Annotated in this window: 22 protein-coding genes; 15 read left to right on the top strand and 7 right to left on the bottom strand. The window is 69.3% G+C overall.

What is annotated here, in order from left to right:
* Positions 1 to 47: 47 nt before the first annotated feature.
* Positions 48 to 539 carry a DUF3145 domain-containing protein gene (locus CLV67_RS08495; RefSeq protein WP_093611019.1) on the bottom strand — a complete coding sequence of 164 codons (492 nt, stop codon included), beginning with the start codon at positions 537 to 539 and terminating at the stop codon, positions 48 to 50.
* Between the two features lie 245 nt (positions 540 to 784).
* On the opposite strand from CLV67_RS08495, the gene CLV67_RS08490 reads away from it, so the two are divergent.
* Positions 785 to 1,111 (top strand): hypothetical protein, encoded by a 327-nt coding sequence (locus CLV67_RS08490; protein ID WP_106316629.1) that lies wholly within the window; start codon positions 785 to 787, stop codon positions 1,109 to 1,111.
* A gap of 75 nt (positions 1,112 to 1,186) precedes the next feature.
* Here CLV67_RS08490 and CLV67_RS08485 read toward each other — a convergent pair whose 3' ends face one another.
* Complete coding sequence (locus tag CLV67_RS08485; RefSeq protein WP_203737041.1) at positions 1,187 to 1,804, bottom strand: carbonic anhydrase; 618 nt, start codon at positions 1,802 to 1,804, stop codon at positions 1,187 to 1,189.
* Between the two features lie 180 nt (positions 1,805 to 1,984).
* Here CLV67_RS08485 and CLV67_RS08480 point away from each other — a divergent pair, with 180 nt between their 5' ends.
* Entirely contained in the window at positions 1,985 to 2,926 is a 942-nt protein-coding gene (locus CLV67_RS08480; RefSeq protein ID WP_106317096.1) for an alpha/beta fold hydrolase, read from the top strand.
* 204 nt (positions 2,927 to 3,130) lie between these two features.
* Positions 3,131 to 5,254 carry a HelD family protein gene (locus tag CLV67_RS08475; protein ID WP_106316628.1) on the top strand — a complete coding sequence of 708 codons (2,124 nt, stop codon included), beginning with the start codon at positions 3,131 to 3,133 and terminating at the stop codon, positions 5,252 to 5,254.
* A gap of 1 nt (position 5,255) precedes the next feature.
* Here the strand turns inward: CLV67_RS08475 and CLV67_RS08470 are convergent, their stop codons facing one another.
* A complete protein-coding gene (locus CLV67_RS08470) occupies positions 5,256 to 6,182 on the bottom strand; it encodes an SMP-30/gluconolactonase/LRE family protein (RefSeq protein ID WP_106316627.1) in 927 nt (308 codons plus the stop codon).
* A gap of 132 nt (positions 6,183 to 6,314) precedes the next feature.
* On the opposite strand from CLV67_RS08470, the gene CLV67_RS08465 reads away from it, so the two are divergent.
* From CLV67_RS08465 to surE, 3 genes are all read left to right on the top strand, one after another.
* A complete protein-coding gene (locus CLV67_RS08465; protein WP_106316626.1) occupies positions 6,315 to 7,232 on the top strand; it encodes a cation diffusion facilitator family transporter in 918 nt (305 codons plus the stop codon).
* A 120-nt stretch (positions 7,233 to 7,352) separates the two neighbouring features.
* Entirely contained in the window at positions 7,353 to 8,297 is a 945-nt protein-coding gene (locus CLV67_RS08460; protein WP_239166245.1) for a PfkB family carbohydrate kinase, read from the top strand.
* A 26-nt stretch (positions 8,298 to 8,323) separates the two neighbouring features.
* Positions 8,324 to 9,160 (top strand): 5'/3'-nucleotidase SurE, encoded by an 837-nt coding sequence (gene surE / locus CLV67_RS08455; RefSeq protein ID WP_106316625.1) that lies wholly within the window; start codon positions 8,324 to 8,326, stop codon positions 9,158 to 9,160.
* A gap of 55 nt (positions 9,161 to 9,215) precedes the next feature.
* Here surE and CLV67_RS08450 read toward each other — a convergent pair whose 3' ends face one another.
* Entirely contained in the window at positions 9,216 to 9,560 is a 345-nt protein-coding gene (locus CLV67_RS08450; protein WP_106316624.1) for an STAS domain-containing protein, read from the bottom strand.
* Positions 9,561 to 9,846: 286 nt separating this feature from the next.
* On the opposite strand from CLV67_RS08450, the gene CLV67_RS08445 reads away from it, so the two are divergent.
* The 3 genes from CLV67_RS08445 to CLV67_RS08435 all read left to right on the top strand — a co-directional run bounded on the left by CLV67_RS08445 (position 9,847) and on the right by CLV67_RS08435 (position 12,565).
* Positions 9,847 to 10,224 carry a hypothetical protein gene (locus tag CLV67_RS08445; RefSeq protein ID WP_106317094.1) on the top strand — a complete coding sequence of 126 codons (378 nt, stop codon included), beginning with the start codon at positions 9,847 to 9,849 and terminating at the stop codon, positions 10,222 to 10,224.
* A 106-nt stretch (positions 10,225 to 10,330) separates the two neighbouring features.
* Positions 10,331 to 11,794, top strand: a complete 1,464-nt coding sequence (locus tag CLV67_RS08440; RefSeq protein ID WP_106316623.1) for a serine/threonine-protein kinase — start codon at positions 10,331 to 10,333, stop codon at positions 11,792 to 11,794.
* Between the two features lie 147 nt (positions 11,795 to 11,941).
* Positions 11,942 to 12,565: a sulfite exporter TauE/SafE family protein gene (locus CLV67_RS08435; protein WP_106316622.1), complete on the top strand. Its 624-nt coding sequence runs from the start codon at positions 11,942 to 11,944 to the stop codon at positions 12,563 to 12,565.
* Between the two features lie 110 nt (positions 12,566 to 12,675).
* Here the strand turns inward: CLV67_RS08435 and CLV67_RS08430 are convergent, their stop codons facing one another.
* Complete coding sequence (locus tag CLV67_RS08430; protein ID WP_106316621.1) at positions 12,676 to 14,460, bottom strand: bifunctional metallophosphatase/5'-nucleotidase; 1,785 nt, start codon at positions 14,458 to 14,460, stop codon at positions 12,676 to 12,678.
* A gap of 105 nt (positions 14,461 to 14,565) precedes the next feature.
* Entirely contained in the window at positions 14,566 to 16,209 is a 1,644-nt protein-coding gene (gene argS, locus CLV67_RS08425; protein ID WP_106316620.1) for an arginine--tRNA ligase, read from the bottom strand.
* Between the two features lie 179 nt (positions 16,210 to 16,388).
* Between argS and CLV67_RS08420 the strand changes: the two genes are divergently transcribed.
* Positions 16,389 to 16,835 carry a protein-tyrosine phosphatase family protein gene (locus tag CLV67_RS08420; RefSeq protein ID WP_106316619.1) on the top strand — a complete coding sequence of 149 codons (447 nt, stop codon included), beginning with the start codon at positions 16,389 to 16,391 and terminating at the stop codon, positions 16,833 to 16,835.
* Here CLV67_RS08420 and CLV67_RS08415 read toward each other — a convergent pair.
* Positions 16,807 to 19,263, bottom strand: coding sequence for a rhamnogalacturonan lyase family protein (locus CLV67_RS08415; protein ID WP_170153782.1), 2,457 nt, complete (start codon positions 19,261 to 19,263; stop codon positions 16,807 to 16,809). The two genes, CLV67_RS08420 and CLV67_RS08415, sit on opposite strands and share 29 nt — an antisense overlap.
* A 355-nt stretch (positions 19,264 to 19,618) precedes the next feature.
* On the opposite strand from CLV67_RS08415, the gene urtA reads away from it, so the two are divergent.
* From urtA to CLV67_RS08390, 5 genes are all read left to right on the top strand, one after another.
* Entirely contained in the window at positions 19,619 to 20,917 is a 1,299-nt protein-coding gene (gene urtA / locus CLV67_RS08410; RefSeq protein ID WP_170153781.1) for an urea ABC transporter substrate-binding protein, read from the top strand.
* 77 nt (positions 20,918 to 20,994) lie between these two features.
* Positions 20,995 to 21,879 (top strand): urea ABC transporter permease subunit UrtB, encoded by an 885-nt coding sequence (urtB, locus tag CLV67_RS08405; RefSeq protein ID WP_106316618.1) that lies wholly within the window; start codon positions 20,995 to 20,997, stop codon positions 21,877 to 21,879.
* Positions 21,876 to 22,988, top strand: a complete 1,113-nt coding sequence (gene urtC, locus CLV67_RS08400; protein WP_106316617.1) for an urea ABC transporter permease subunit UrtC — start codon at positions 21,876 to 21,878, stop codon at positions 22,986 to 22,988. Before urtB ends, urtC begins: the two co-directional genes overlap by 4 nt.
* Positions 22,985 to 23,755: an urea ABC transporter ATP-binding protein UrtD gene (gene urtD, locus CLV67_RS08395; RefSeq protein WP_106316616.1), complete on the top strand. Its 771-nt coding sequence runs from the start codon at positions 22,985 to 22,987 to the stop codon at positions 23,753 to 23,755. Before urtC ends, urtD begins: the two co-directional genes overlap by 4 nt.
* A gap of 1 nt (position 23,756) precedes the next feature.
* Positions 23,757 to 24,440, top strand: a complete 684-nt coding sequence (locus tag CLV67_RS08390; protein WP_106316615.1) for an ATP-binding cassette domain-containing protein — start codon at positions 23,757 to 23,759, stop codon at positions 24,438 to 24,440.
* Positions 24,441 to 24,486: the final 46 nt, after the last annotated feature.

Below are 24,486 nucleotides of genomic sequence, written 5' to 3'. Positions count from 1 at the left end.
TTTTGGGCACGCTTGAGGACGATTTGCCCCGCCATGGTGGGGCGCTGTCAGCCGACCCGGGTCAGCAGCGTGACCGGCGCGCCGTCGCCCGCGTAGCGATAGGGCTCCAGCTCCACGTCCCAGGCGGTGCCGAGCGCCTTCTCCAGCGCATGCGACAGCGCCTCGGGCGCACGGACCGAGGACATGATGGCGCGCAGCCGGTCCTCGCCGATCTGGATGTCGCCCGAAGCGCCCATGACCCCGTGGAACAGCCCACGACCGGGAACGTGCATGAAACGTTCCCCGTCGACACCCGGGCTGGGTTCCTCGGTTACCTCGAATCGGATCATGGGCCACTGTCGCAGGGCAGCAGCCAGCTCGGCGCCAGTGCCGGCCCGGCCGGTCCAGCTGCACTCGGCTCGGCGCATGCTCGGATCGACTGGTTGCACGGTCCATTGCAGGTTGACCGGCGCGGTCAGGACGCGCGCGATCGCCCACTCGACATGCTGGCACACGGCGAGTGGGGTCGAGTGGACGTATACGACGCCACACGTTGGCACGGTGACCTCCCGGAGACCGAGGTGCGTCTTCCCCTACGACCTCGACCGCGGTTGATCGTGTCCCATGATGCCGGGTGGTACGGATGGTGCGCCAGAGAATCCGCAACATCGACTATGGGAGCTGCCGTAGTGGCATACCCTGCCCAACGCTGTTACCTGCTCCGACGGTATGGTTGACGGGCCGTCGTGTAGAGTTGCCACGGCCTTTTTTCTACTCTCTCAGCTTTCCTTCAAGGAGTACCGCCGTGGCGAGCAACACTTCAAAGACCGCCCGCGCATCAGTCCGCGCCGGCCAGGGCACCGGTGGCGCCCTCAGCGTGCTCGGTGAGTACAAGTACCTCATCCCGCTCGCCAACGGCCGCTACGCGTACGTGCGCAACCTGACCAACGGCAAGACCCAGCACCTCTCGACCAACTCCGACGCGTTCGTCGAGGAGATCCGGGTGCTGGCCGCGGCCGGGCACGGTGCCAAGATCCGCACCGAGCTGACCAACCTGCACACCACCCACCCGGAGCACGGCTGGAACGAGACCGAGAAGCGTCTCGTCGACGCCGGTGTCTTCGAGGGCTGATCTTCGAAAAAAGCGCCGCCCGGTCGTGACCGGGCGGCGCTTTTTTGCATGATCCGTTTTTGCATGATCCGCGGATCAGGGCAAGAACTCCACCCAGCCACTGTCCAGGTCGTAGACGGCGCCCGCGACCTTCACCCTGCCCCCGGCAATCGCCTCGGCCAGGCCTGGCACCGCGCGCAGCCGCTCGGCCGTGCGGATCACGTTCGCCCTGACCGCCTTCTCCGAGGCGTCCTCGTCCTCCAGGCCGACCTCCTGCACGGCCGGGGCCAGCTCGTCGACCAGGTACCCGACGGGGCTGGTGTCGCCGCCCGGGACGGCGCCGGCGCGCAACGCCTCGACCGTGGCGTGCACGGCCCCGCAGCGCTTGTGACCGACGACGAGCACCAGGGAGACGCCGAGCTCGGCGACCGCGAAGTTGATCGAGCCGATCAGCGAGCGGTCCAGCACGTGCGCGCCGGAGCGGGCCACGCAGATCGAGCCGAAGGTCTGGTCGAAGATCGCCTCGAGCGGCACCCGCGAGTCGATGCAGCCCAGCACCAGCGAGTGCGGCTTCTGCCCGTTGGCCGTGGCGGCGGCACGTGCCACGTCGTGGCCGTACCGCGGCCGGCCGTAGACGAAACGCTTGTTACCCGCGATGAGCTCGCTCATGGCGGCGGCGGGTGTACTGACCAGGGCGTCACGAGTTGCCGTCATGTTAGGGATTTTCGCTGCCCCAGCCGTGGGGAGAAGTAATTGCGAGCTAACTCACTGTCCCCGGCGGGGCGACCGGAAGGGCCACAAGTCTTTAAGAAACATGCTGGTAATACTGGAGATCGCGAGTGATGATTATTACCCGCGGGTACAGCGGGGGGCGTGACCCTCACGGAGGTACCCATGCTCACTCTCGCCGACGGCGTTCGGCTGCACGTCTCCGTGTCCGGCCCCGAGGACGCGCCCATCACCGTGGTGCTGTCGCACGGCTGGTGTCAGGACCGGCGCACCTGGCGGCACCAGATCGCCGCCCTCGGCGAGATGGGACGCAAGGCTCCGCGGGTCGTGGCGTACGACACCCGTGGTCACGGCCGCTCCAGCGCCACCCGCTTGCGCGGCGCCACCCTGGCCCAGCTGGGCGACGACATGGCCGAGGTGATCCGCCGGTACGCCCCGTCCGGCCCGGTCGTGCTGGCCGGCCACTCGATGGGCGGCATGACCATCATGGAGTACGCCCACCGCCACCCCGAGGAGTACGCCTCCCGCGTCTCCGGCCTGCTGCTGGTCTCGACCACGGCCGAGGGCCATACCCATACCCGGTACGGCCTGCCCCCGCAACTGGCGAACGTGCTGCGCATCGGCGAGACCCTCGGCGCCGGCCTGCTCGCCCGCTCCGGGGCCTGGCGCCCGCACCGGGCCGTGCTGCCCGCCCTGCGCCCGGCCCTGCGCTGGCTGCTGTTCGGCGACGAGTGCGCCGAGGAGGCCATGCTGCTGACCATGCGCGGGCTGGGCCGGGCGCCGCTGCGCTCGATCGGCGGCTTCCGCGAGTCGATCGGTACTCAGGCGCGGCTCGACACCCTGGCCGACCTGGGCGACCTGCCGTCCGCGGTGCTGGTCGGCGGCCGGGATCGGCTGACCCCGCCGGCGTGCGCCGAGTCGATCGCCGGCGCGCTGCCCGGGGCCGACCTCACGGTGGTGCCGGGCGCCGGGCACATGCTGCCTCTGGAGCGCCCGCGCGAGGTGTCCGACGCGTTGATCACGATCGTGCGCCGGGTGGCCCGTCAGGCGAAGCGCAACCGTCGTCAGATCGCCACTCCCACCCGCCGCTCCCAGAAGGCCGCGTAGTCGTTTTCCGGGGAAATGCACACCTCCGCGGTGGTTCGGCGACGATCCTGGGAAGTTCGAGCTTCCGCGTGACTCCCGGCCCCGCGCGACGCGGGCGGGCGGGCATTCGACGCGGGCGTACGGGCAGGAGTAAGTTCGATTGCCCCCTTCGCGCGAGCAGGTCCGCGTGTTCGGTGGTGCGCCACGAGAGGGAGAGCAGCGGACTTGAGCGACACCACCGTCCTTGAGCAGGAGATCGCGATCGAGCAGCAGCACGTGGATCGGGTCTATGCCCGCCTCGCCGAGCTGCGCAGGGACGCGTCCCGAGCCGAGAAGGAGGGCTATCAGCTCGCCGGCGTGGGCACGTTCGGCGCGCTGGTGGAGCGCGACGCGATGGTCTTCCACGCGGCACGACGCCGGCACGCTCTGGACACCGAGTACGAGGGCCTGGTCTTCGGCCGGCTCGACCTGCTGACCGGTGCCACGCACTACGTGGGCCGGATGGGCATCCGCGACGACGGCTCGAAACCCCTGGTGGTCGACTGGCGCGCGCCGGCCGCGGCCGCGTTCTACCGGGCCACCCCGGCCGACCCGCTCGGTGTGGTGCGCCGCCGGATGATCCAGTCGAGCCGGGAGAAGGTCACCGGCATCGAGGACGACCTGCTCGACCCGGACGCGGCTCCCGAGGGCATGCGCGTGGTCGGTGACGGCGCTCTGCTGGCCAGCCTGGCGAAGGCGACCGGTCGCGGCATGCGCGACATCGTCGCCACCATCCAGCGCGAGCAGGACGACGCGATCCGCTCCCCCGCCTCCGGCGTGACGATCGTCACCGGCGGACCCGGTACCGGCAAGACCGCGGTGGCGCTGCACCGGGCGGCGTACCTGCTCTACTCCGACCGCAGCCGGTTCGCCGGCGGCGGCATCCTGGTGGTCGGCCCGTCCGGCGTCTTCGTGGACTACATCGCCACCGTCCTGCCCTCGCTCGGCGAGGAGACGGCGACGCTGCGCTCGCTGGGCTCGCTGGTGCCGGGCTGGGACGCGACCCGGGTCGACTCCGGTGAGGTGGCCGCGATCAAGGGCTCGCTGCGGATGCGGCGGGTGCTGGAGCGAGCCTCGCACGACGCGGTGCCGGGTGCGCCGACCGAGCTGCGGCTGCTCTACCGCGGCACACTGCTGCGCCTGGGCGCGAAGGATCTGGATCGGATCCGGCGGGCGGCGCTGCAGCGTGGGGCGCGGCGCAACGAGGTTCGCGGGCACGGTTTCGACCGGGTGTTCAACGATCTCTGGGCGCAGGCCCGGGACGCGAAGGTCAGCGGGTTGCCGGAGAAGCGTGAGTTCGAGGCGGAGCTGGCCGACCGCACGGACTTCCGGGAGTTCCTGAAGGCGTGGTGGCCGCGGTTCACCCCGATGCGGGTGCTGCGCTGGCTGGCCGATCCGGGACGGCTCCGGGCGTACGCGAACGGGGTCCTCTCCCGGGACGAGATCGCCACCCTGCAGGGCTCGTTCGACGCGCTGGCCACCGAGGGACCGACGATCTCCGACGTGGCGCTCCTCGACGAGCTGGACGAGCTGATGGGCCGTCCCCGCCGGCCGCAGAAGAAGTCGAAGAACCCGTTCCACGTGCGCGACGGCATCCAGGAGGTCAGCACCTTCGCCGACCGCCAGGCCGCGACCCGCGCCCAGCAGGTGCAGCGCGACGAGGACTACCGCGACTACGCGCACGTGGTGGTCGACGAGTCGCAGGACGTGTCGCCGATGCAGTGGCGGATGATCGGCCGGCGCGGGCAGTACGCGTCGTGGACGGTCGTGGGTGACCCGGCACAGACCGCCTGGTCCGGTGACCCGGCCGAGCTGGACCGGTCGCGGGACCGGGCGCTGGGCAGCCGCAAGCGCAACAGTTACGCCCTGACCACGAACTACCGGAACTCGTCGGAGATCTTCGAGGTCGCGGCGAAGGTGATCCGGACCATCATGCCGGACCTTCCGCTGCCGTCGGCCGTGCGCAGCACCGGCGTGGAGCCGGCCGACGTCGTGACCGACGCGCGGGGACTGCCGGAGACCGTCCGTGAGCTGACCGAGAAGCAGCTCAGTGAGGTCGACGGCACGATCGGCCTGATCACGCCGGTGCCCCGGCGCGACGAGATGGCCGAGTGGGTCGCCGGGCTGCCGGAGCGGGTCCAGGTGGTCACCGCACTCGAGGCCAAGGGCATGGAGTACGACGCCGTCGTGCTGGTCGAGCCGGCGCAGATCGCGACCGACCTGGCCGGTGTCCGCACCCTGTACGTGGCCCTGTCGCGTGCGACACAGCGGCTGACCACGGTGGGTACGGACCCCGGCTGGCTCCCCTGACTCAGGGGATGGGCACGGAGACCGCGTTGTAGGTGGTCTCCGGGGTCGGTGGCGTGGTGAAGCGTGCGTTGGGCAGGTAGAACCGCTTGCGGTACTCGGCGATCGTGGTCGGCACGTCGAACGCCGCGTCTGAAGTACGGGAGATCACCGTGCCGGAGGTGGCGCGGCGGTCCAGGGCCACCTTGGTGATCACGTTGAGGCGGTTCTGCACGACATAGAGGTCCTTGCCGCGCAGCCACAGGCCGTCGCCGTTGACGACGGTCTCGGTCCCCAGGTCGATGCGCGAGGTGACGCCGGAGGTGGAGACCCGGAAGAGGAACCCGGTGTTCGACTGGACGATGATCAGCCCGCGGCCGTCCGGCGTACTGCTGATGCCGTTGGCGTTGTTGCCGGTCTCCAGCTTGATGTCGCCGGTGAGCGGGACCGTGACGGCGGACTCGGGCAGCCTGCCGTGCCGGCCGAACGGGATCTTGAACAGGACGAGGTTGCGGGAGTCGGTGAACCAGGCGGCGTCACCGGTGACGATCACGTCGTTGATGAACGTGTTCGAGCCGGTCGGCTGGAGCTGGTAGGACTTGAGCACGGCGCCGGTCCGCAGGTCGATGACCCGGGCGTCGCCGCCGGCGCCACCGGCCACGAAGAGCCGCCCGTCGTCGATCTTGAGGCCTAGCGAGGCCGTCCCGGGGCCCTCGCTGAACGTGGCGCCCGCGCCGGTGCGCAGGTCAACGCGGTAGATGTCACCGTCGACGCGTGAGCCGAAGTAGGCGTACGGCTTCGAGCCGATGGCGATGCCCTCCGGCTGGAAGCCGCTCGGCAGGGTGATTGTGGTGGGCAGTGGACGGGATGCCGCCGCCGCGGCGGGCGATCCGGTTACGGTCACCGCCAGAGTGGTGAGGCAGAGAACGTTCGCAAGGGTACGCCGAAGCACGAAACTTCCTTTCCGTTGCAGAACGGGTCAACAAGATTGTCTTCGCGCGTGAAGGCACACACAACCGATTGCACATATAGCAATGTCCGCATACATTGGCGACGGCCTGCCGGACGACGGAAGGTGAACGACATGGGAGCCGGCCACGACCACGGGACCCGCGACCTGCTCAGAGGTGGGGCCGGGCATCGGCGGCGCCTCTGGTGGGCGGCCGGGCTGCTGACCGCGTTCATGATTCTCGAGGCGGTCGCGGCCGTGATCACCGGATCACTCGCGCTGCTCTCCGACGCCGGACACATGTTCACCGACGTGCTGGCCATCGCGATGACCCTGGCCGCGATCACCGCCGCCCACCGCGCCGGGACGGACTCCGGCCGCACCTACGGGCTCTACCGGCTCGAGGTGCTGGCCGCGCTCGCCAACGCGGCGCTGCTGACCCTGGTCGCCGGTTTCGTCCTGGTGCAGGCCGTACGCCGCTTCACCGACCCGCCCCACGTACCGGCCGACTGGATGCTGCTGGTCGCGGTCGGCGGCCTGGCGGCGAACCTGGTCGCGTTCGCGCTGCTGCGCTCGGGCGCCAAGGAGAACATCGGGGTCCGCGGGGCATACCTGGAGGTGCTCGGCGACCTGCTCGGGTCGGCCGGAGTCATCCTGGCCGCTCTGATCATCTGGTGGACCGGCTGGGCGTACGCCGACCCGATCGTCGCCGTGGTGGTCGCCCTGATGATCCTGCCCCGCACGTTCGCCCTCGGTCGCTCGGCGATCCGGATCCTGGTCCAGGCCGCCCCCGAGCACCTCGACATCGCCGCGGTCCGCGACCGGCTGGCGGCCGTCCCCGGCGTCTGCGATGTGCACGACCTGCACGTCTGGACGCTGACCGAAGGCATGGACGTGGCCTCGGCGCACCTGAGCCTCGACTCGCGGGCTGAGCTGGGCGCCGTACTCAGCGTGGCCCGCGACGTCCTGCACGAGGACTTCCACATCGACCACGCCACCCTTCAGGTGGAACCGGCCGACGCGGGACGGCACTGTACGCCCATCAGCTGGTAGCGATCATTCGTGCCGGCGGGGGACCATCGGTCCATGGCACCGCGGGGCGCGAGGGTTCGAGCCATAAAGGGCGTCTGTACTTTTTGCGATCCGCCACGCCGGATGCGCAAAAAGATAACAATGCGAGACATGAGTGACGGGCGGGTCATGGTCTTCGCACCGGCCCCACAGCTGACAGTGACCATCGAGCAACACCACGACGAGCCGGAACTGCACGTTCATCCAGGCGGCCAGGGCATCTGGCAGACCCGGATGATCACGGTGCTCGGTGCACAGGTGACGCTCTGCACTGCGGCCGGGGGCGAGGTGGGGCGCGTGCTCGCCCCGCTGCTCGGCGAACTGCCGGGCGTGACACTGCGGCTGGTGCGGCGTGAGCACGGCAGCGGGTGGTACGTACACGACCGGCGCGGAGGGAGCCGTCAGGAGATCGCCGAGCGGCCCGGCAGCCCGCTGTCGCGGCACGAGCTCGACGAGCTCTACAACCTGACGCTGGCCGAGGGCCTGCGCGCCGGCATCGCGATCCTCAGCGGCCCGGCCCATCCCTCGGTGATCAAGCCGGAGGTGTACGGCCGCCTCGCCGCCGACCTGCGGTCCAACGGCTGCCAGGTCATCGCCGACCTGTGCAGCCGCCACCTGGCGGCGGTCCTGGAGGCAGGCATCTCGGTGCTGAAGATCAGCCACGAGGAGCTGATCGCCGACGGAATGGCCCCGGACGGCAGCACCGGCGCCCTCACCAAGGCGCTCGTCCAGCTGCACGAGGCCGGCGCCGAGACGGTCCTGGTGTCCCGGGCCGACATGGGCGCGCTGGCCCTCTTCAACCAGGAGATCTACACGGTGGCGCTGCCCCGGCTCACCGCGGCCGAGCATCGCGGCGCCGGCGACTCGATGACGGCCGGAGTCGCCGCCACCCTGGCCAACGGCGGCCCGATGGACGAGGCCGTCCGGACCGGTGCGGCGGCCGGCGCGCTCAACGTCACCCGGCACGGCCTGGGCACCGGGCACGTCGACGCGGTCCGGGTCCTCACCGAACGGGTCCGATTGACCCCTATAGGGAAGGAATCATGACTCCCACAGCGGGCAATCACCAGCGAATGCGAATTCTCATCACCAACGACGACGGCATCGAGTCACCCGGTATTCGCTGGCTGGCCCGTACGGCCGCGCACGCCGGTTACGACGTCGTGGTGGCCGCGCCGCTGAGCGAGTCGAGCGGTGCCAGCGCCTCGATGACCGCGGTCGTCCAGGACGGGAAGATCGTCTCGGAGCCCCGGGAGCTGGCCGGCTGCAAGAACATCCCGGCCTTCGGGGTGGCCGCCTCCCCCGCGTACATCGTCCTGCTGGCCCTGCGCGACGCCTTCGGTCCGGCCCCGGACATCGTGCTCTCCGGGATCAACCGGGGCGCCAACGCCGGGGCCGCCGTGGTGCACTCCGGCACGGTCGGCGCGTGCCTGACCGCCGCGCACGCCGGCCTGCACGGGCTGGCCGTCTCGCTCGACGTGCTCACCCCGGCCGCCGCCAGCGCCTCGAGCGGCGGCGCCGCCATCGCCGCCCTCAACAAGATCGACGACGAGCAGCACCACTGGATCAGCGGAGCCGAGATGGCGGTACGGCTGCTGCCCTCGCTGATGCACACCCCGCCCGGCACGGTCCTCAACCTCAACGTCCCCGACCTGCACGTCGACGGCATCCGTGGGTTGAAGCAGGCGTCGCTCGCCCGGTTCGGCCAGGTGCAGATGAGCATCGCCGAGGCGGGCGACGGTTACGTCCGGACCGCCGTGCAGGCCGCCGAGGAGACCGTCGACCCGGGCACCGACCTGGCCGCGCTCGCCGAGAACTTCGCCGTGGTCACCCCGATCCGCGCACCTCACGAGGACCGTGAGGTGCGGGTCAACATCGAAGGGGTCGCCGTGCAGAGTCCGGCGTACTGACCAACGCCGGACTGACCAACGCCGGACACTGAACGACGTCAGGCGGCGAACGACGTCAGGCGGTGACCGTCTCCTCGTCGAACGGCTGTGGGTTGCCGAAGAGGCCGAGCAGCCCGGTCACCCAGAGCTGCCGATGCGCGAAACGGCTGGGCCGCGTCACCACGAGCTTCACCCCACTGACCCCGGCCAGCTGGAACGCCGCGACGAGGGCGCTGATGCCGACCGAGTCGATGAAGGTCACGTGCCGCATGTTCAGCTCGATCCGGATGGGTGATCCGCCGGACAGCTGTGCCGCCACTGCCTCACGGATCTCGTACGCGTTCTCGACATCGATCTCGCCACGCGGGGAAACCTCCACCGCGCCGTCGGCCAGCGTCGACGTCGTTATCGACAGCGTCACGTCTTTCCCTCCACCCACCCGGCAGATCCGGGTGCTGTTCCTCTATACGCGGGCGGCCTCAGCGCCGTCCTTGGACGGGGCGGCGAGGGTTACCCTCGAAAGGTTCGGTGAAACTGCCCGAAAGGTTAGGCCCCGAACCTGTTAGTCACCTGAGTGGCTCGTGTGAACCTGGTCAACAGTACTGCGGGACGTCAAATCGTTTTGGAACCGTGATGACGTCCACACCGGACGTTTGTGCCGGCCCGAGGCGGGAACAGTGACGATGAACGCGCAGGAGGTGACGGACATGTTCGCTGGGAAGAACCGGGCGGAACGGACCGCCGAGGAGGCCTGGGAGCACCTGTCCAGCGCCTGGAGCACGGCCGGGGACAACGCCGGCCGGGCCGGGCGACGGGGCCGGCGGCTCGCCGCACGCGCCGGCGGCAGGGTGAGCTCTGCCACCGACGAGGCGCTGACGCGCGCCTCCGCGGCCGCCGACGCGCTGGCCGGCCGGCGTCCGGCCCGCCCGTGGGGACTGATCGTCGCGGTCGGTGTGATCGGCGCGGCGGCCGGCTGGGCGCTGGCGAGCGCGGCCCGCGCGGCGCTGGAACGGCAGGCCGAGAACGAGGAGATCGAGCTGGCCGAGACGGCCGTGGTGGTCACCCCTACGTACGACGACCACTGACCCGCGCGTGCCGTTCTGGCAGGCCCTTGCTGCTCTCCCATGTTGAGCCCGGGCTCTGTACAGTTGAGCGGCATTCGGCTTGAACTCCTACAGATAAGGTCCGCTGGTGCTCAGTGCAGGAAGCCTCCTGGACAACCGCTACCGGTTGGACGACCGCGTCGCCACCGGCGGCATGGGTGACGTCTGGCGCGGCACCGATGTCGTGCTGGGCCGCACCGTCGCGGTGAAGGTCCTCCGGACGGCGATGCTGGAGGACCCGGAGTTCGCGGCCCGGTTCTACGGTGAGGCCCGGATGATGGCCGCCTTCCGGCACCCGGGTGTGGTCGAGGTCTACGACTACGCGAGCGACGGCGACTACGACGGCCCCGAGCAGGTCGCCTATCTGGTCATGGCGTTCGTCGAGGGCGACCCGCTCTCCAGCCGGGTCAAGGAGGGGCCGATCGGCGTCGCGGAGACGATGGCGATCGTCGCGCAGGCCGCCGACGCGCTGCACGCCGCCCACGAGAACGGGATCGTCCACCGCGACGTCAAGCCCGGCAACCTGATCGTGAAACCGACCGGCGCGGTCATCCTGGTCGACTTCGGCGTGGCCCGCTCAACGGCCATGACCAGCGTCACCGGCCTCAACGCGATCGTCGGCACGGCGCTCTACATGGCGCCCGAGCAGGTCGCCAAGGGCAACCTGACGCCGGCCACCGACATCTACGCGCTGGGTGCGGTGGCCTATCACTGCATCGCCGGGCGCCCGCCGTTCGACGGTGACAACGCGCTCCAGGTGGCACTACGTCACCTGGAGGACGATCCCGACCCGCTGCCTGACCACGTGCCCTATGAGGTACGCGACCTGATCGCCCGGGCGATGGCCAAGCAGCCGGCCGACCGTTTCCAGAGCGCGGCCGAGTTCGCCGAGGCGGCCTTCGCCGTCGCCGGCCCGATCGACTGGAAACGGCTCACCGGCACGTCGCTGACCGCGCCGGTCAGCCCGGCCCGGGTCGGTTCCGGGGCGTACCCTGCGGTCCGCCACCCGACCGGCGCCTACCCGATGCGCACCGGTTTCGGGGATCAGGGCGCGACCGCGCCGATCAGCCCGGCGGCGCCCCGGCCGCTGCCCGCTCAGCGCAGCGTCGCGACGCCGGCGCCGTTCCCGGTCTCCCGGCCGAGTCAGCCGCCGGCCCAGCGCATCCTGATGTTCGCGATCCTCGGCCTGTTCGTGCTGGCCGGTGGCCTCGGTGTGGCGTTCGCCTTCGACTCCGACGAGCCGACGGGCTCCAAGGGCACCCCGGTGAAGGAACAACCGGCGCTGGTGCCGGGCCCCTCCGACTCCGAGGAACCCGCCGTCGACCTGTCGCCGGACGAGTCGGCCTCGCCGCCGAGCCGGCCGCGGAACACGAAGACGAAGAACCCGGCGGCGAGCACCTCGACGAGCCCCTCGCGTTCACCCTCGCCCTCGCCGTCGCCGAGCCCGAGCAAGACGTCGTCGTCTCCGGATCCGACCGACCCCACGACCGATCCGACTACCGACCCCACAACCGACCCCACGACCACTGCCCCGGTGGGCGGCGGCGCCTGATCGTGGGGCGGCAACCGGTGCGCGGTGGCGCCTGACCAGCGGCGACAACTGAAATGCAACTAACCCTCAGCTAGGGCGGCCCGCGGCCGATGGTCCCGGCGGCACGGAGGAACAGCCGGGCCGATACGGGAAGAGGGTCGCACCACGATGACAGTCCAGACTCCGCAGGAGCCGGGGCACTACCCGAGCGCACCACCGTGGGCCGATCCGGAGCCCGTACCCGCACCGGCCGCGCCGGCCCCGCTGTACGGCGGGACGGTACCTCCCTACGACTCCCCCGACAACAAGCACGGTCAGCTGCTGGTCCGCTTCCCGGGAGAGGTGCACGCCGGGCACCGGCCGGAAGCGCCGTCGTGGCGGCCGGTCGTGGTGTGGACGTTCCTGCTCAGCGTGCTCGGCGTGATCTCGGTGCTGCGGCGGGCGTCACAGGCCCGGCGGTACGGCCGCAGCCGGCGCCCGTACTGGATCGCCTTCCTCGCGACACTGCTGGCCGGCGCCGCGTTCTGGACCGCGACGGTGGTGGTCGCTGCGATCCCCGTCTACGAGTACCGGGTGGAGTCGGGCATCACCGACCAGCTGCGCGACACCCTGGCGTCGGACGGCCGGGTGAAGAAGCAGTTCGGTGCGGTCTCCGGGGTGGAGTGCACTCCGGAGACCGACCGCAACGCCGAGGGCCTGCGGACCTATCTGTGTACGTTCCAGATGTCCAACGGCAAGACGAACGGCCTGTTCGTCAGCGCCGACACCGAGGGCAACTGGCAGGAGAAGTGAGACCCGACACCGAGGACACCGGCAGGAGAAGTGAGACCCGACACCGAGAACACCGGCAGGAGAAGTGAGACCCGACACCGCGGGCAACCGGCCGGAGAAGCGGTGACGGCTCAGAAGACCGGCACGCCCTCGCGGACCAGCCGCCAGTTACGGACGTAGAAGTCGGCCGGGTCGATGCGGCCCTTGGCCTGCGCCCAGTCGATGAGCAACTGACGGATCTCCTGCTGCTCGTTGTAGACCTGGGGCTTCACGATGCCCGGGAAGCTCCCGCCGCCGGAGCGCCGGTAGTTGTTGACCGCGACCACGAACTGCGCGTCGGCGGCGACGTCGGCACCGGCGATCTGCAGGCGGGTGATCCGGCTGCCGACCGGCTTACTGATGTCGATGTCGTAGTCGACGCCGGAGAGCACGTCGTAGTTGTAGTCCGGCACGGCCGGGTCGCTGATCGTGGCCGGGTCGACCGGGGCGCCGACGGCGTGCGTGACGAAGAACTTGACCGAGTACTCCAGGTACGCCCGTACCTCGGCGCCGGTCAGCACGACCGCTTCCAGGGTGTTGTCGTAGATGTAGAGCCCGGCGACGTCCTTGATCTTCACGTCGCCCTGCGGGAACACCGCGGTACGGCTGAACGGCGCGGCGATGGACAGCACCGGAAGTGACGCGTGAGCGCCGCCGGCCAGCGCCGCCGTGACGATGTCGGTCTGCACCTTGTTGATGTAGTCGAGGATCGGCGTGTCCTCGTACCGGCTGGTCGCCGCGGAGAGCTCCACCGTCGAGGCGGCCACGACCTGGTTGACGTACGCCACGGTCTTGTCGTGCTGCTTCTTCACCACGGCGAGGACCTTGGGGTCGGCCTCGACCGTGTTGGTGTTCAGCGCCGCGGCGGCCTTCGACGTGATCTTCCACTTCCCCTTGACCCGGGTGATGTCGAAGTCCATCTTGGTCAGCCGCTGACCCCACTTCGACGGCTCGGAGAGCAGCACCTGTTCGCCGGTCTTCTGGTTGGTGACGAACCGCTGCGGGACCTCGCGGTGCGCGTGCCCGAAGAGGATCGCGTCGATGCCGGGCACCTGCTCGGCGATCAGCGCTGTCGGGTTCTCGTTGGGCAGCTCGGGGCCGTAGCTGGAGGTGCCGCTGTCGCCGCCGTGCGCCGAGATCAGCACGATGTCGGCGCCCCGGGCCCGCATGATCGGCACCCACTTGGCGGCCGTGGCGATCATGTCGGTGAATTCGATCCGGCCCTCGACGTTCGCGCGGTCCCAGATCGCCGAGCCCGGGTTGGTGAGCCCCAGGATGCCGACACGCAGCGTCGGGGCATGCCGGCCCAGAGAGACCTTCTTGATGATGTACGGGGTGAACGCCGGCCGTCCGGTCTTGGCGCTGATCGCGTTGGCGGCCAGGGCCGGGAAGCCGAGCTGGCGGATCCACAGGTTCAGCAGCGGCAGACCGTAGTTGAACTCGTGATTGCCCAGCGTGACGGCGTCGTAGTGCAGCACGTTCATGGCGCGGGCCATCGGGTGCTTCTCACCGGTCGCGGTGATCGGCTCCTGCTTGGCGTAGTAGGTGGCCAGCGGCGTGCCCTGGATCGTGTCGCCGGCGTCGAGCACCAGGACCGGGCCGTTCGCCTCGGCGCGCAGCTTGTTGACCAGCGCGGCGAGCTTGGCCACGCCGACGTCGTTGTGCGCGCTGTCGTCGTACTCGGCGTCGCGGTAGTAGTCCCAGTTGTAGACGTTGCCGTGGGTGTCGGAGGTGCCCAGCACGGTCAGGCGGTAGGTGGTCGTGCCACCGCCCTGATGGCCGGCCTGCGCCGCCTCGGAGACCATCAACGGCGCGGCGACGCCGGCCGCGGACGCGGCCAGGACGCTCCGCCGCGATATGCCGGTGGGGTTGGTCATAGCGGACCTCTCAGCATGGAATCAGGTGACGCCTCGTGGGCGCGGAAGACTGAACCCTAACGGCCGATAAGTGAATCGGTCGATGGAAGGCGGGTTGCACGGAGGTCAAATCTGCTCAAGGGCCTCGATACCCAGCAGAAACATTCCGGTGTGGAGGGTCCGTGCGGTGAGGTCGGCCAGGCCGAGCCGGCTCGCCCGCACCTCGGCGTCGGCCCGCAGCACCGGGCACCGTTCCCAGAAGACCGAGAACGCCACGGCCAGGCCGTGCAGGTGGACCGCGAGCCGGTGCGGCTCGGCCGAAGCGGCGGCGGCCCGGACGGCCGGCTCGAACCCGAGCAGGGCGAGAGCCAGCGCCCGTTCGGCCGGTTCAGTCACGGTGACGGTGCCCGGGCCGCTGCCGGCTTTCCGGAACAGCGACCGGATCCGGGCGTAGGCGTACTGGAGGTAGGGGCCGGTGTTGCCGGTGCTGGCCAGCATCCGGTCCCAGTCGAAGACGTAGTCGCCCATCCGGTCGCCGGACAGATCCGCGTACTTGATCGCCCCGATGCCGATCGCCGGTTCACTGGCCCGCGCGACCGCCTCGTCGAGCAGGTCGGCGAGTTTGATCGTGTCACCGGCCCGGGACTTCAGCATCTTGCCGTCGGAACCCAGGATCGAGCCGAACCCGATGTGCTCGGCGGTCACGTCGTCCGGCAGCCAGCCCGCCTCCCGGGCGACCGCGAAGACCATCCGGAAGTGGATCCGCTGCGGGCTGCCGACGACGTAGAGCATCCGGTCGGCGCCGAGTTTCCCGACCCTGTGCCGGACCGCGGCCAGGTCGGTCGCCGCGTATCCGAATCCGCCGTCGGCCTTCCGCACGATCAGCGGCAGCGGAGCGCCGTCCCGCCCGGTGAACCCGGCCGGGAACGCGCAGAGCGCGCCGTCGCTCTCGGTCAGCAGATCTTTCTCCAGCAGGTCGGCCACCACGCCGTCGAGGTCGTCCTGATACCGGCTCTCCCCCGCGAAGTCGCCCGGCCCGAGGGTCACACCGAGCCGGGCGTAGACGTCCAGGAAGTACCGCTCCGACTGAGCCACCAGGTCACGCCACAGTTCCCGGGAGAGCGGGTCACCGGACTGCAGGGACACCACCCGCAGCCGGGCCCGGGTCCGGAAGTCGTCGTCGGTGTCGAACTTGGCCCGGGCCGCCTGATAGAACGCGGTCAGGTCGCCGATCGAGTGGGACGCGCCGCCGCCCAGGTCGATGAGGTGCTCGACCAGCATCCCGAACGGGGTGCCCCAGTCGCCCAGGTGGTTCACCCGGATCACGTCGTGACCCAGCCACTCGTACGTCCGGGCCAGCGCGTCCCCGATGATCGTGGACCGCAGGTGACCGACGTGCATCTCCTTGGCCACGTTCGGGCTGGAGTAGTCGACCAGGATCCGCTCGGGTGCGGCGACGGGTGCGACACCCAGCCGCTCGTCGGCGGCCGCGGCCCGCAGCGCCCGGTCGAGCAGGTCGTCGGTGAGGGTGAGGTTGAGGAATCCGGGGCCGGAGACGGTGACGTCGGCGACGCCGTTCAGGTCAGCGGCGGCGGCCACCTCGGCGGCGATCTCCCGGGGCGGCCTTCCCAGCTCCCGGGCCAGCGCCAACGGCGCACCGGACTGGAAGTCGGCGTGCGGCGAGGCCCGGACGGCCGGATCGATCGGATGGCCGGCGACCGCTTCCAGAGCGGGCGCGAGCCGGTCGTGCAGCAGTGATTCGAGATTCATGGTCGGACTCCGTCGTCAGATGAGCGAGACGGGTCGGACCGGTGCCTTCTCCAGCTCCGGCGGGTGTCGACCCGCCGGGTGGAAAGCATGGCTTCAGCGGCGGCCGTGAGGACGCCGGCGTCGCAGGACGCTGAAGCTGGACATGCGGCGACTATAGCCGGGCTGGCACTATTCGCACCATGACCGGGTGGGACGAGGACGGCGACGGGGTGCTGCGGCTGCCGTCCGGGCGACTGATCCGCGGGCGGGGCCTGCGGGCCGCGATGCCGACAGGGCACCCGCCGCAGCTCGGGATCTATCTGCAGGGCGGGGCGCCGCCGGAGTTCGGGTGGGAGAGCCGGTGGGTGCGGTGGCCGGACTTCTGGCTGCCGCGCGATAGGTCGTACACCATCGAGATCCTGAAGGAGGCCCTGCGCCGCGCCGAGGGTGAGCGGGTCGAGATCGCCTGCACCGGGGGTGTCGGCCGGACCGGGACCGCCCTGGCGTGCCTCGCGGTGCTCGACGGCGTGCCCCCGGACGAGGCGGTGGCCTACGTCCGGCGGCACTACCATCGGCACGCGGTGGAGACGCCCTGGCAGAAGCGTTTCGTGAGCCGCTTCAGTTCGCCGGGGGACGCCAGATCGTGAAGTCCTCGATGTGGAAATGGCTGGCCACGGTGCGGAAGGCGAACCAGCCGCTGTCGTACGGGGACGCGTCGGCGTAGTCGAAGACGAGCTGGTCGTCGCTCCAGTACTGGATCTTCGAGCCGTCCACCACGATGCGGACCCTGATCGGGACGTTCGCCTCGATCAGCGGTGACGTGTAGTCGTAGATCAGCGGACGGTTGCCCGGCTCACCGACGTACTTGCGGAACCTCGTGGTGGTGTTGAGGTTCGCGCCCTGACCGACGTAGTAGGTCTTCAGGTGGTCGTACTGCGCGAAGGCCCCGTTCCGCGTGGTGGCGAAGATGTCCTCGGGGGAGCGCACGTCACGGGCGTTCCAGAACGTGTTGAGGTCCGTGACGTGATCGTTCGGTCCGCCGGCCGACACCGGCGTGGCGGTGAACTCGATCTCGTACGGCCCCTCGATCTCCTGCTTGAGCCACACCGTCGCCCCGTTGGGCACGTCGATGTCGAGCACCCCACCGGAAGCCGCCACGGTGCCGCCGCTCTGCAACTCGGAGGACCACCTGCCGGAGTCGCTCACGAAGTTGTCCTCCGCGATGACGGACCAGGCGCTCCTCCTCGCTGTCGTGATCCTCGGCCTGGCGGGCGGGCGGCTGCCGTACCCGAGGAAGAAGTCGGTAAGCGTCGACTGCAGGTAACCGCGGACCGTCCAGCCCAGCCGGTACGCCGGGTTGTGCGCGAGCGTGTAGAGCTTCACGCTGGTCGGGATGTTCGTGGTGAACAACTTCAGCGTGGTGTGGTCGGCGGTCTCGGCGAAGTACTCCTCGCGCCAGTCACCGAGGATGTCGCCGTAGAACGGGACCGCGTTGCGCCACGACGAGACGACACCGGACGGCTCGAAGATCTTGGAGCTGGTCCGCTTCTTCGGGTTCCACTTCTCGACGTACGTGTTGTCGAGCAGCTCGGAACCCTTGTCGCCGTCCCACCAGATACGGAAGTTGACGCTCGGCGTGGTCTTGCTGATCTGGGTGCCGTCCACGCTCCACACACCGGCGCCGGGCAGGTCGGCGTTCGCGGTGGCGGCCCAGAACTCGTAGCCGTCGTGGGCCGGGTCGATGTCCGCGGTCGTGCCGCGCGGGACGTCCCAGAGGGTGGCGTCCTGCGGGATGTCCGGGTGCGAGCCGGTGATCAGGCGCTGCCCCGTCGCGGCGTCGTAGTAGTACCAGGGAAAGCTGGTGAAGACGCCGCCCTCGGTCTGCTGGATGGCGTAGCCCTCGAGGCCCGGCCGCGACGGATCGAGGTCTCCGATGTGGAACCGGTCGCCGTGGGTCGAGCCGTCGACGACGTAACGGAACGTGCCGTCGCTGTTGACGACGTAGTTACCGTCCGCAATGTCGTCTCGGCCGTCCTGGTCGACGTCGACGATCCGCAGCTGGTGGAAGCTGGTGCCCTGGCCGTTCCCACGGGTGAACTTCCATCGCCGGGTCAGATCACGACCGTTGAAGTCCCAGGCCACGAAGAGCACCCGGAAGTCACCGCGCCGCGCGCCGATCCGTACGACCTGCTTGGTGATCAGGCTCGGGTGCACGCCGTCCAGGTACGCGATGCCGTACTGCCCACCGGACGGACCGTCGGCCGTGAAGTCGTCGGCGATCGGGACCCGCTCACGTTCGACGCCGGTGAGGCCGTCGACGACGGAGACGAACTGGTCGAGTGCATTCGATGTCCTGATCACCGCGCCGTCACTGAAGGTGACGCCGTTGGCGGTCTTCACGAAGACCTCGGACCGGCCGTCACCGTCCAGGTCGTACACGGTCACGTTGTCGTCGTTGCGGTAACCGGCGACCTCGCCGTAACCACTGATCGCGGCGAGCGGCGGGTCGTTGGCGGCGTTGCCACCGGCCCGGGCGTACGAGTTGACGCCCAGGTCGACCCGCCACAGGTTCTTCCCGGCGAGGGTGTACGCCTCCAGGTAGCCGGGCTTGTCGAGCGCGTACGACAGCCGGGACACCACGATCTCGTAGCGGCCGTCGCCGTCCAGGTCGCCCGGCCACGCGTGGTGCACGTAGTAGTTCTCGGCCGGCAGCAGCGGGATGTCACCGGGCGTAATCGCCGGGCCGCTGGGCGCCTGCTCCCGGTTCTTCACGACCGCGCGGACGGTGTAGACACCGGTTCCGGGCGTGATGTCGGTGAAGTTCGTCGACTCGTCGATCGGCTTCCGGTTGAGCTTCCTCGCGCCCTTGTAGACGTTGAACTCGACGTTGTTGCCGTACTCGGTGCCGAGCAGACGCCAGCTCAGGAAGGTGCCACCGCCCTTGGCCGGCACGGCGACCAGGCCGCGGTCCAGCGACTCGACGATCCGGCTGTTCGGATGACCGGCCTGCGCCGGTGTCGCAACGAGGCCGACGGCCAGCGTGACGCCGGTCGCGGCTGCGATGATCGCTTTCATCGCCGGACCGTATGGAACGACTGTGTATCGACGGTTGCGGAAGTTTGAATCCCCTCCGCCCGGTAGGACTCGTTTGCTCAGGTGATGGCTTTGCCGCGCTGCAAAATGAGACAGTCGCCACGCGTCCACATCCTTAGATGTCAGGAGTGTGCCATCCCCACCGCACCCTTCCGGGTGATGGCAGAATTTTGACATCGCTGTCCAACGATGATCCCCGCGCTTCCAGGGCATTCGAACGCGAGCCGAGTTGTCGGCTACAGAGTTGGAACAGTCAAGAAATGTCAGAGTAATGACGCGCGGTCAATCTACTCCCACCTGCAGCACACGCCCTCCAGCAGGATCGGAGTTCTCATATATGTCCACCATCAGCAAGCGGCTGCGCTCGCTCACGGCCATGGGCGCCATCGGGACGACCGTGGCCCTCGTGCTCGCCGGCTGTGGCGCCCGAGCCGGCGACGAGGCGGCCGCCGGCGGGACGTCTGCGGCACCCAGCTGTGTCGACACCTCCGGCTCAGCCGTCAAGCTCGGCTTCCTCAACTCCCTCACCGGTGGCATGGCGATCTCTGAGAAGACCGTCTCCAACGTGCTGCACATGGCCGCCGACGAGATCAACGCCGGCGGCGGCATCCTCGGCAAGAAGATCGAGTACGTCCAGGAGGACGGCGCCACCGACTGGCCCACCTTCGCGGAGAAGACCGAGAAGCTGCTCACCCAGGACTGCGTCGCCGCGATCTTCGGCGGCTGGACCTCGTCCTCCCGCAAAGCCGTGAAGCCGGTCGTCGAGAAGCACAACGGCCTCTTCTTCTACCCGGTGCAGTACGAGGGTCTCGAGTCGTCGCCGAACATCTACTACACCGGTGCGACCACCAACCAGCAGATCATCCCGGCGATGGACTTCCTGAAGGCCCAGGGAGTGAAGAGGCTGTTCCTCGCCGGCAGCGACTACGTCTTCCCGCGCACCGCGAACGCGATCATCAAGCTGTACGCGGCCAAGCTCGGCATCGAGATCGTCGGTGAGGAGTACGTGCCGCTCGACAAGGACGACTGGACCAGCCAGGTGGCGAAGATCGTGGCGGCCAAGCCCGACTTCATCTTCAACACCATCAACGGCTCGTCGAACGTCGGCTTCGTCAAGGCGTACTACGACGCCGGCCTCAAGGCCGAGACGACGCCGATCATCTCGGTGTCGATCGCCGAGGAGGAGGCGCCGGCGATGGGCCACGAGGTCACCGGCCAGTACGCGTCGTGGAACTACTTCCAGTCGCTCAAGACGCCCACGAACCCGAAGTTCATCGAGAGCTGGAAGGCCTACCCCAACAGCAGCGGCGTCACCTCCGACCCGATGGAGGCCGCCTACATCTCGCTGTACCTGTACAAGGCCCTCGTCGAGGCCGCCGGCTCGTTCGACGTGGACGCGGTGAACGCCGCGGCGAAGAAGAACGCCATCACCTTCGACGCGCCGGAGGGCAAGGTCACGCTCGACGGCGAGAACCACCACATCTCCAAGCCCGGCCACATCGGAAAGATCAACTCCAGCAACCAGTTCGACATCGTCTGGGCCTCCGACAAGTTCATCGAGCCCGATCCGTACCTCGAGGGCTACGACTGGTTCCCGGCGGACATCCGCAAGCAGCTGGTGGACGCGGCGGGCTGATCACCCGCGGGGTCGCGTGTCACCGACGGCATGCGACCCCTCCCCCTCCATAGAGACGCTAGAGAGAGCGACCGCACGTGGATGCACTGATAGCACCGCTGCTGAACGGCAGCGCACAGGGTGCGCTGCTCCTGCTCGCCGCGCTGGGCCTCTCGCTCACCTTCGGCCAGATGGGCGTGATCAACATGGCCCACGGCGAGTTCCTCATGATCGGCGCCTTCGCCGCCTACCTCGTCCAGCAGGTCATCACCGCCAGCAACCTGTCGATCCCGGTCGCGCTGCCCGTCGCGTTCGTCGTCGCGGGCCTGTTCGGCCTCCTGCTGGAGGTGACCATCATCCAGTGGATGTACCGCCGGCCCCTCGACACCCTGCTCGTCACGGTCGGTGTCGGCCTGATCCTCCAGCAGGCGGCACTGCAGATCTTCCCGTCCCAGGGCGTCCCGGTGGAGAAGCCGGGCTGGCTCGACGGGCAGCTGAACATCCTCGGCTACGAATGGCCGCTCCGGCAGCTGTTCACCATCCTGCTCGCGAGCGTCTGCGTCGCCGCGCTGTCAGCCTGGCTCAAGTACACCTCGTTCGGCCGCCGCATCCGGGCGACCGTGCAGAACCGGGATCTCGCCGAGACCTCGGGAATCTCCACACGCACCATCGACCGCCTCACCTTCTTCACCGGGTCGGGTCTGGCCGGGGTCGCCGGTGTGGCCGCGTCACTCATCGGGGGCACGAACTCCCAGATGGGCGCGCAGTACATCATCCCGGCCTTCCTCGTCGTCGCCGCCGGTGGCATCGGCCAGCTCAAGGGCACCATCATCGCCGCGTGGGCGGTGGGCGTCGCCCTCTCGTACTTCGCCTACTGGACGACCGGCAGCCTGGCGCAGGTGCTCGCCTTCATCCTCGTGATCGTCTTCCTGCAGCTGCGCCCGCAGGGCCTGTTCACGGTGCGAACCAGGAGTCTGGCATGACCAAGCCTCGTACGACCGGGCCGAAGCCTTGGATCTCCCTCAGCGGCATCGGGGTGTTCGCCGTCCTGCTCCTCGCGGTCGCTCCCCTCGTGCTCACCGATCACTGGCTCAACAACCTCGGCAAGTACTGCTGCTGGGCCATCGCCGCCGTCGGCATCGGCCTGGCGTGGGGCCGGGGCGGGATGCTCGTGATGGGACAGGGGGTGTTCTTCGCCCTCGGGGCCTACTCGATGGCCATGCACCTCACGCTGGAGACCGCCGGTGACCGGATTCCGGGGTTCATGGTGCTCTACGACCCGCTCGCGCCGCTCCCGATGTTCTGGGAGCCGTTCCGCAGCGCGGGGTTCACCCTGCTGGCGATCGTGCTGCTCCCGGTGGTCATGGCCGGCATCCTCGGCTACGCGCTGTTCAAGCGCCGGGTGAAGGGCGCGTACTTCGCGATCCTGACGCAGGCGCTCGCCGTCGCGCTGGCCACCCTGATCAGCTCCACGATCCGCGAGACCGGCGGCGACACCGGGCTCAGCGACTTCAAGTACTTCTTCGGCTTCGTGCTGAACGACCCGGCCAACAAGGTCATGGTGTTCCTCATCGCGGCCGGGCTTCTCATCGTGTGCCTGCTCGCGGTCTGGCAGCTCTACCGCAGCCGCTTCGGTGAGCTCCTCGTCGCCACCCGGGACGCCGAGGAACGCGTGCGCTTCCTCGGTTACGACCCGGCCAACGTCAAGCTCGTCGCCTTCGTCGTCTCGGCGCTGATGGCGAGCATCGCCGGAGCGATGTTCGTGCCCATCGTGGGCATCATCACTCCGGCCGAGATCGGCGCCGCCGCCTCGATCCTCATGATCGCGGGTGTCGCCTTCGGCGGCCGCGCCTCGCTCTTCGGCCCCGCGCTCGGCGCGATGGCGGTCGGATGGGGGCAGTCGAGCCTCGGCTCGACCTGGCCCGAAGGCTGGACCTACATCCTCGGTCTGCTGTTCATCGTCGTCATCCTCTTCCTGCCGAACGGCCTGTCGTCGCTGCCCTCCCGGTTCCCGGGACGGACGCGCCCGAAGCCGGATGTACCGCCCACCCCGGCGATCGCCGCCGCAGAACTCGAGGAGGTACGGGCATGACGGACGCCTCGCTCGTCGTCACGGACCTCCGCGTCGAGTTCTCGGGCTTCGTCGCGGTCGGCGGCGTCTCCTTCGACGCGCACCCCGGTGAGGTCAGGTTCCTGATCGGACCGAACGGCGCCGGCAAGACGACCTGCATCGACGCCATCACGGGACTGGCCAAGGGCACCGGGTCGGCGAGGCTCGGCGAGAAGGAGCTGCTCGGCAAGCAGGTGCACAAGATCGTCCGCCTCGGGGTCGGCCGCACCTTCCAGACCGCGAGCGTCTTCGACGAACTCACCGTGCTGCAGAACCTCGACATCGCCGCCGGGCGTCACCGCTCCGCGCTCTCGCTGCTGCGGACCCGGCGTGGCGTCGACCCGTCGATCGAACAGGCACTGGAGGAGACCGGACTCGCCGGCGAACTCACCACGCCGGCCGGCATCCTGTCGCACGGCCAGAAGCAGTGGCTGGAGATCGCGATGCTGCTCGTGCAGGACGCGAAGGTGCTGCTGCTCGACGAGCCCGTGGCGGGCATGAGCCAGGACGAGCGCACCGCGACCGGCGAACTCCTGCGGCGCATCGCGGCGAAGCGGATCGTGCTCGTGGTCGAGCACGACATGGACTTCATGCGCCGCTACGCCACCCGCGTGACAGTGCTGCACCAGGGCAAGGTGCTCTCGCAGGGCACGGTGGCCGACGTACAGGCCGACCCCAAGGTGCAGGAGGTCTATCTCGGCACCGCGGACGCCATCGCGGTCGGGACACCGAACCGGAAGGAGGACTGACATGCTGGAGCTCACCGACATCGAGGCCGGTTACGGGCGCACGCGGGTGCTGCACGGTGTGACGGTGCCGGCCGGCAAGGTGGTGGCCGTGCTCGGTCACAACGGCGCCGGCAAGACGACCCTGCTGCGCCTAGCGATCGGCCTGATCAAGCCGTCGAAGGGCCGCGTGCTGTTCGACGGCGAGGACGTCACCTCGCTCGCCCCCAACCAGCGCGTCGCTCGCGGCATGGCGTACGTGCCGCAGGGCCAGCAGTCGTTCGGCCAGCTCACCACACTGGAGAATCTGCAGCTCGTCGCCGACGGGCGCCGGGGCGGCAAGGCTCTCGTCGACGCACAGATGGCACGATTCCCCGCCCTGGAGCAGTTCGCCGCCCGGAAGGCGGGCCTGCTCTCCGGTGGGCAGCGCCAGCAGCTCGCGATCGCCCGCGCGCTCATCACTCAGCCGAAGCTGCTCATCCTCGACGAGCCGACCGAGGGCATCCAGCCCACGATCGTCGCCGAGATCGAGCAGACCATCGTGCAGCTGGCCGAGGAGGGCATGCACGTGCTGCTCGTCGAGCAGCACATCGGCTTCGCCCTCGAGGCCGCCGAGCGCTACGTCGTACTCGCCTCGGGTTTCGTCACACAGACCGGAGTGGGTGGCATGGCAGCCACCTCCACCGTGCGAGCCGCCATGGCGATCTGAGCCGGCATGACCGACTGCACCGAGCGGCACCATCTCGCGCCGAACC

The organism is Actinoplanes italicus, assembly GCF_003001815.1.
GTDB lineage: Bacteria > Actinomycetota > Actinomycetes > Mycobacteriales > Micromonosporaceae > Actinoplanes > Actinoplanes italicus.
The sequence above is the reverse complement of the archived record's forward strand: the minus strand, read 5'-3'. Positions and strand labels throughout refer to the sequence as shown.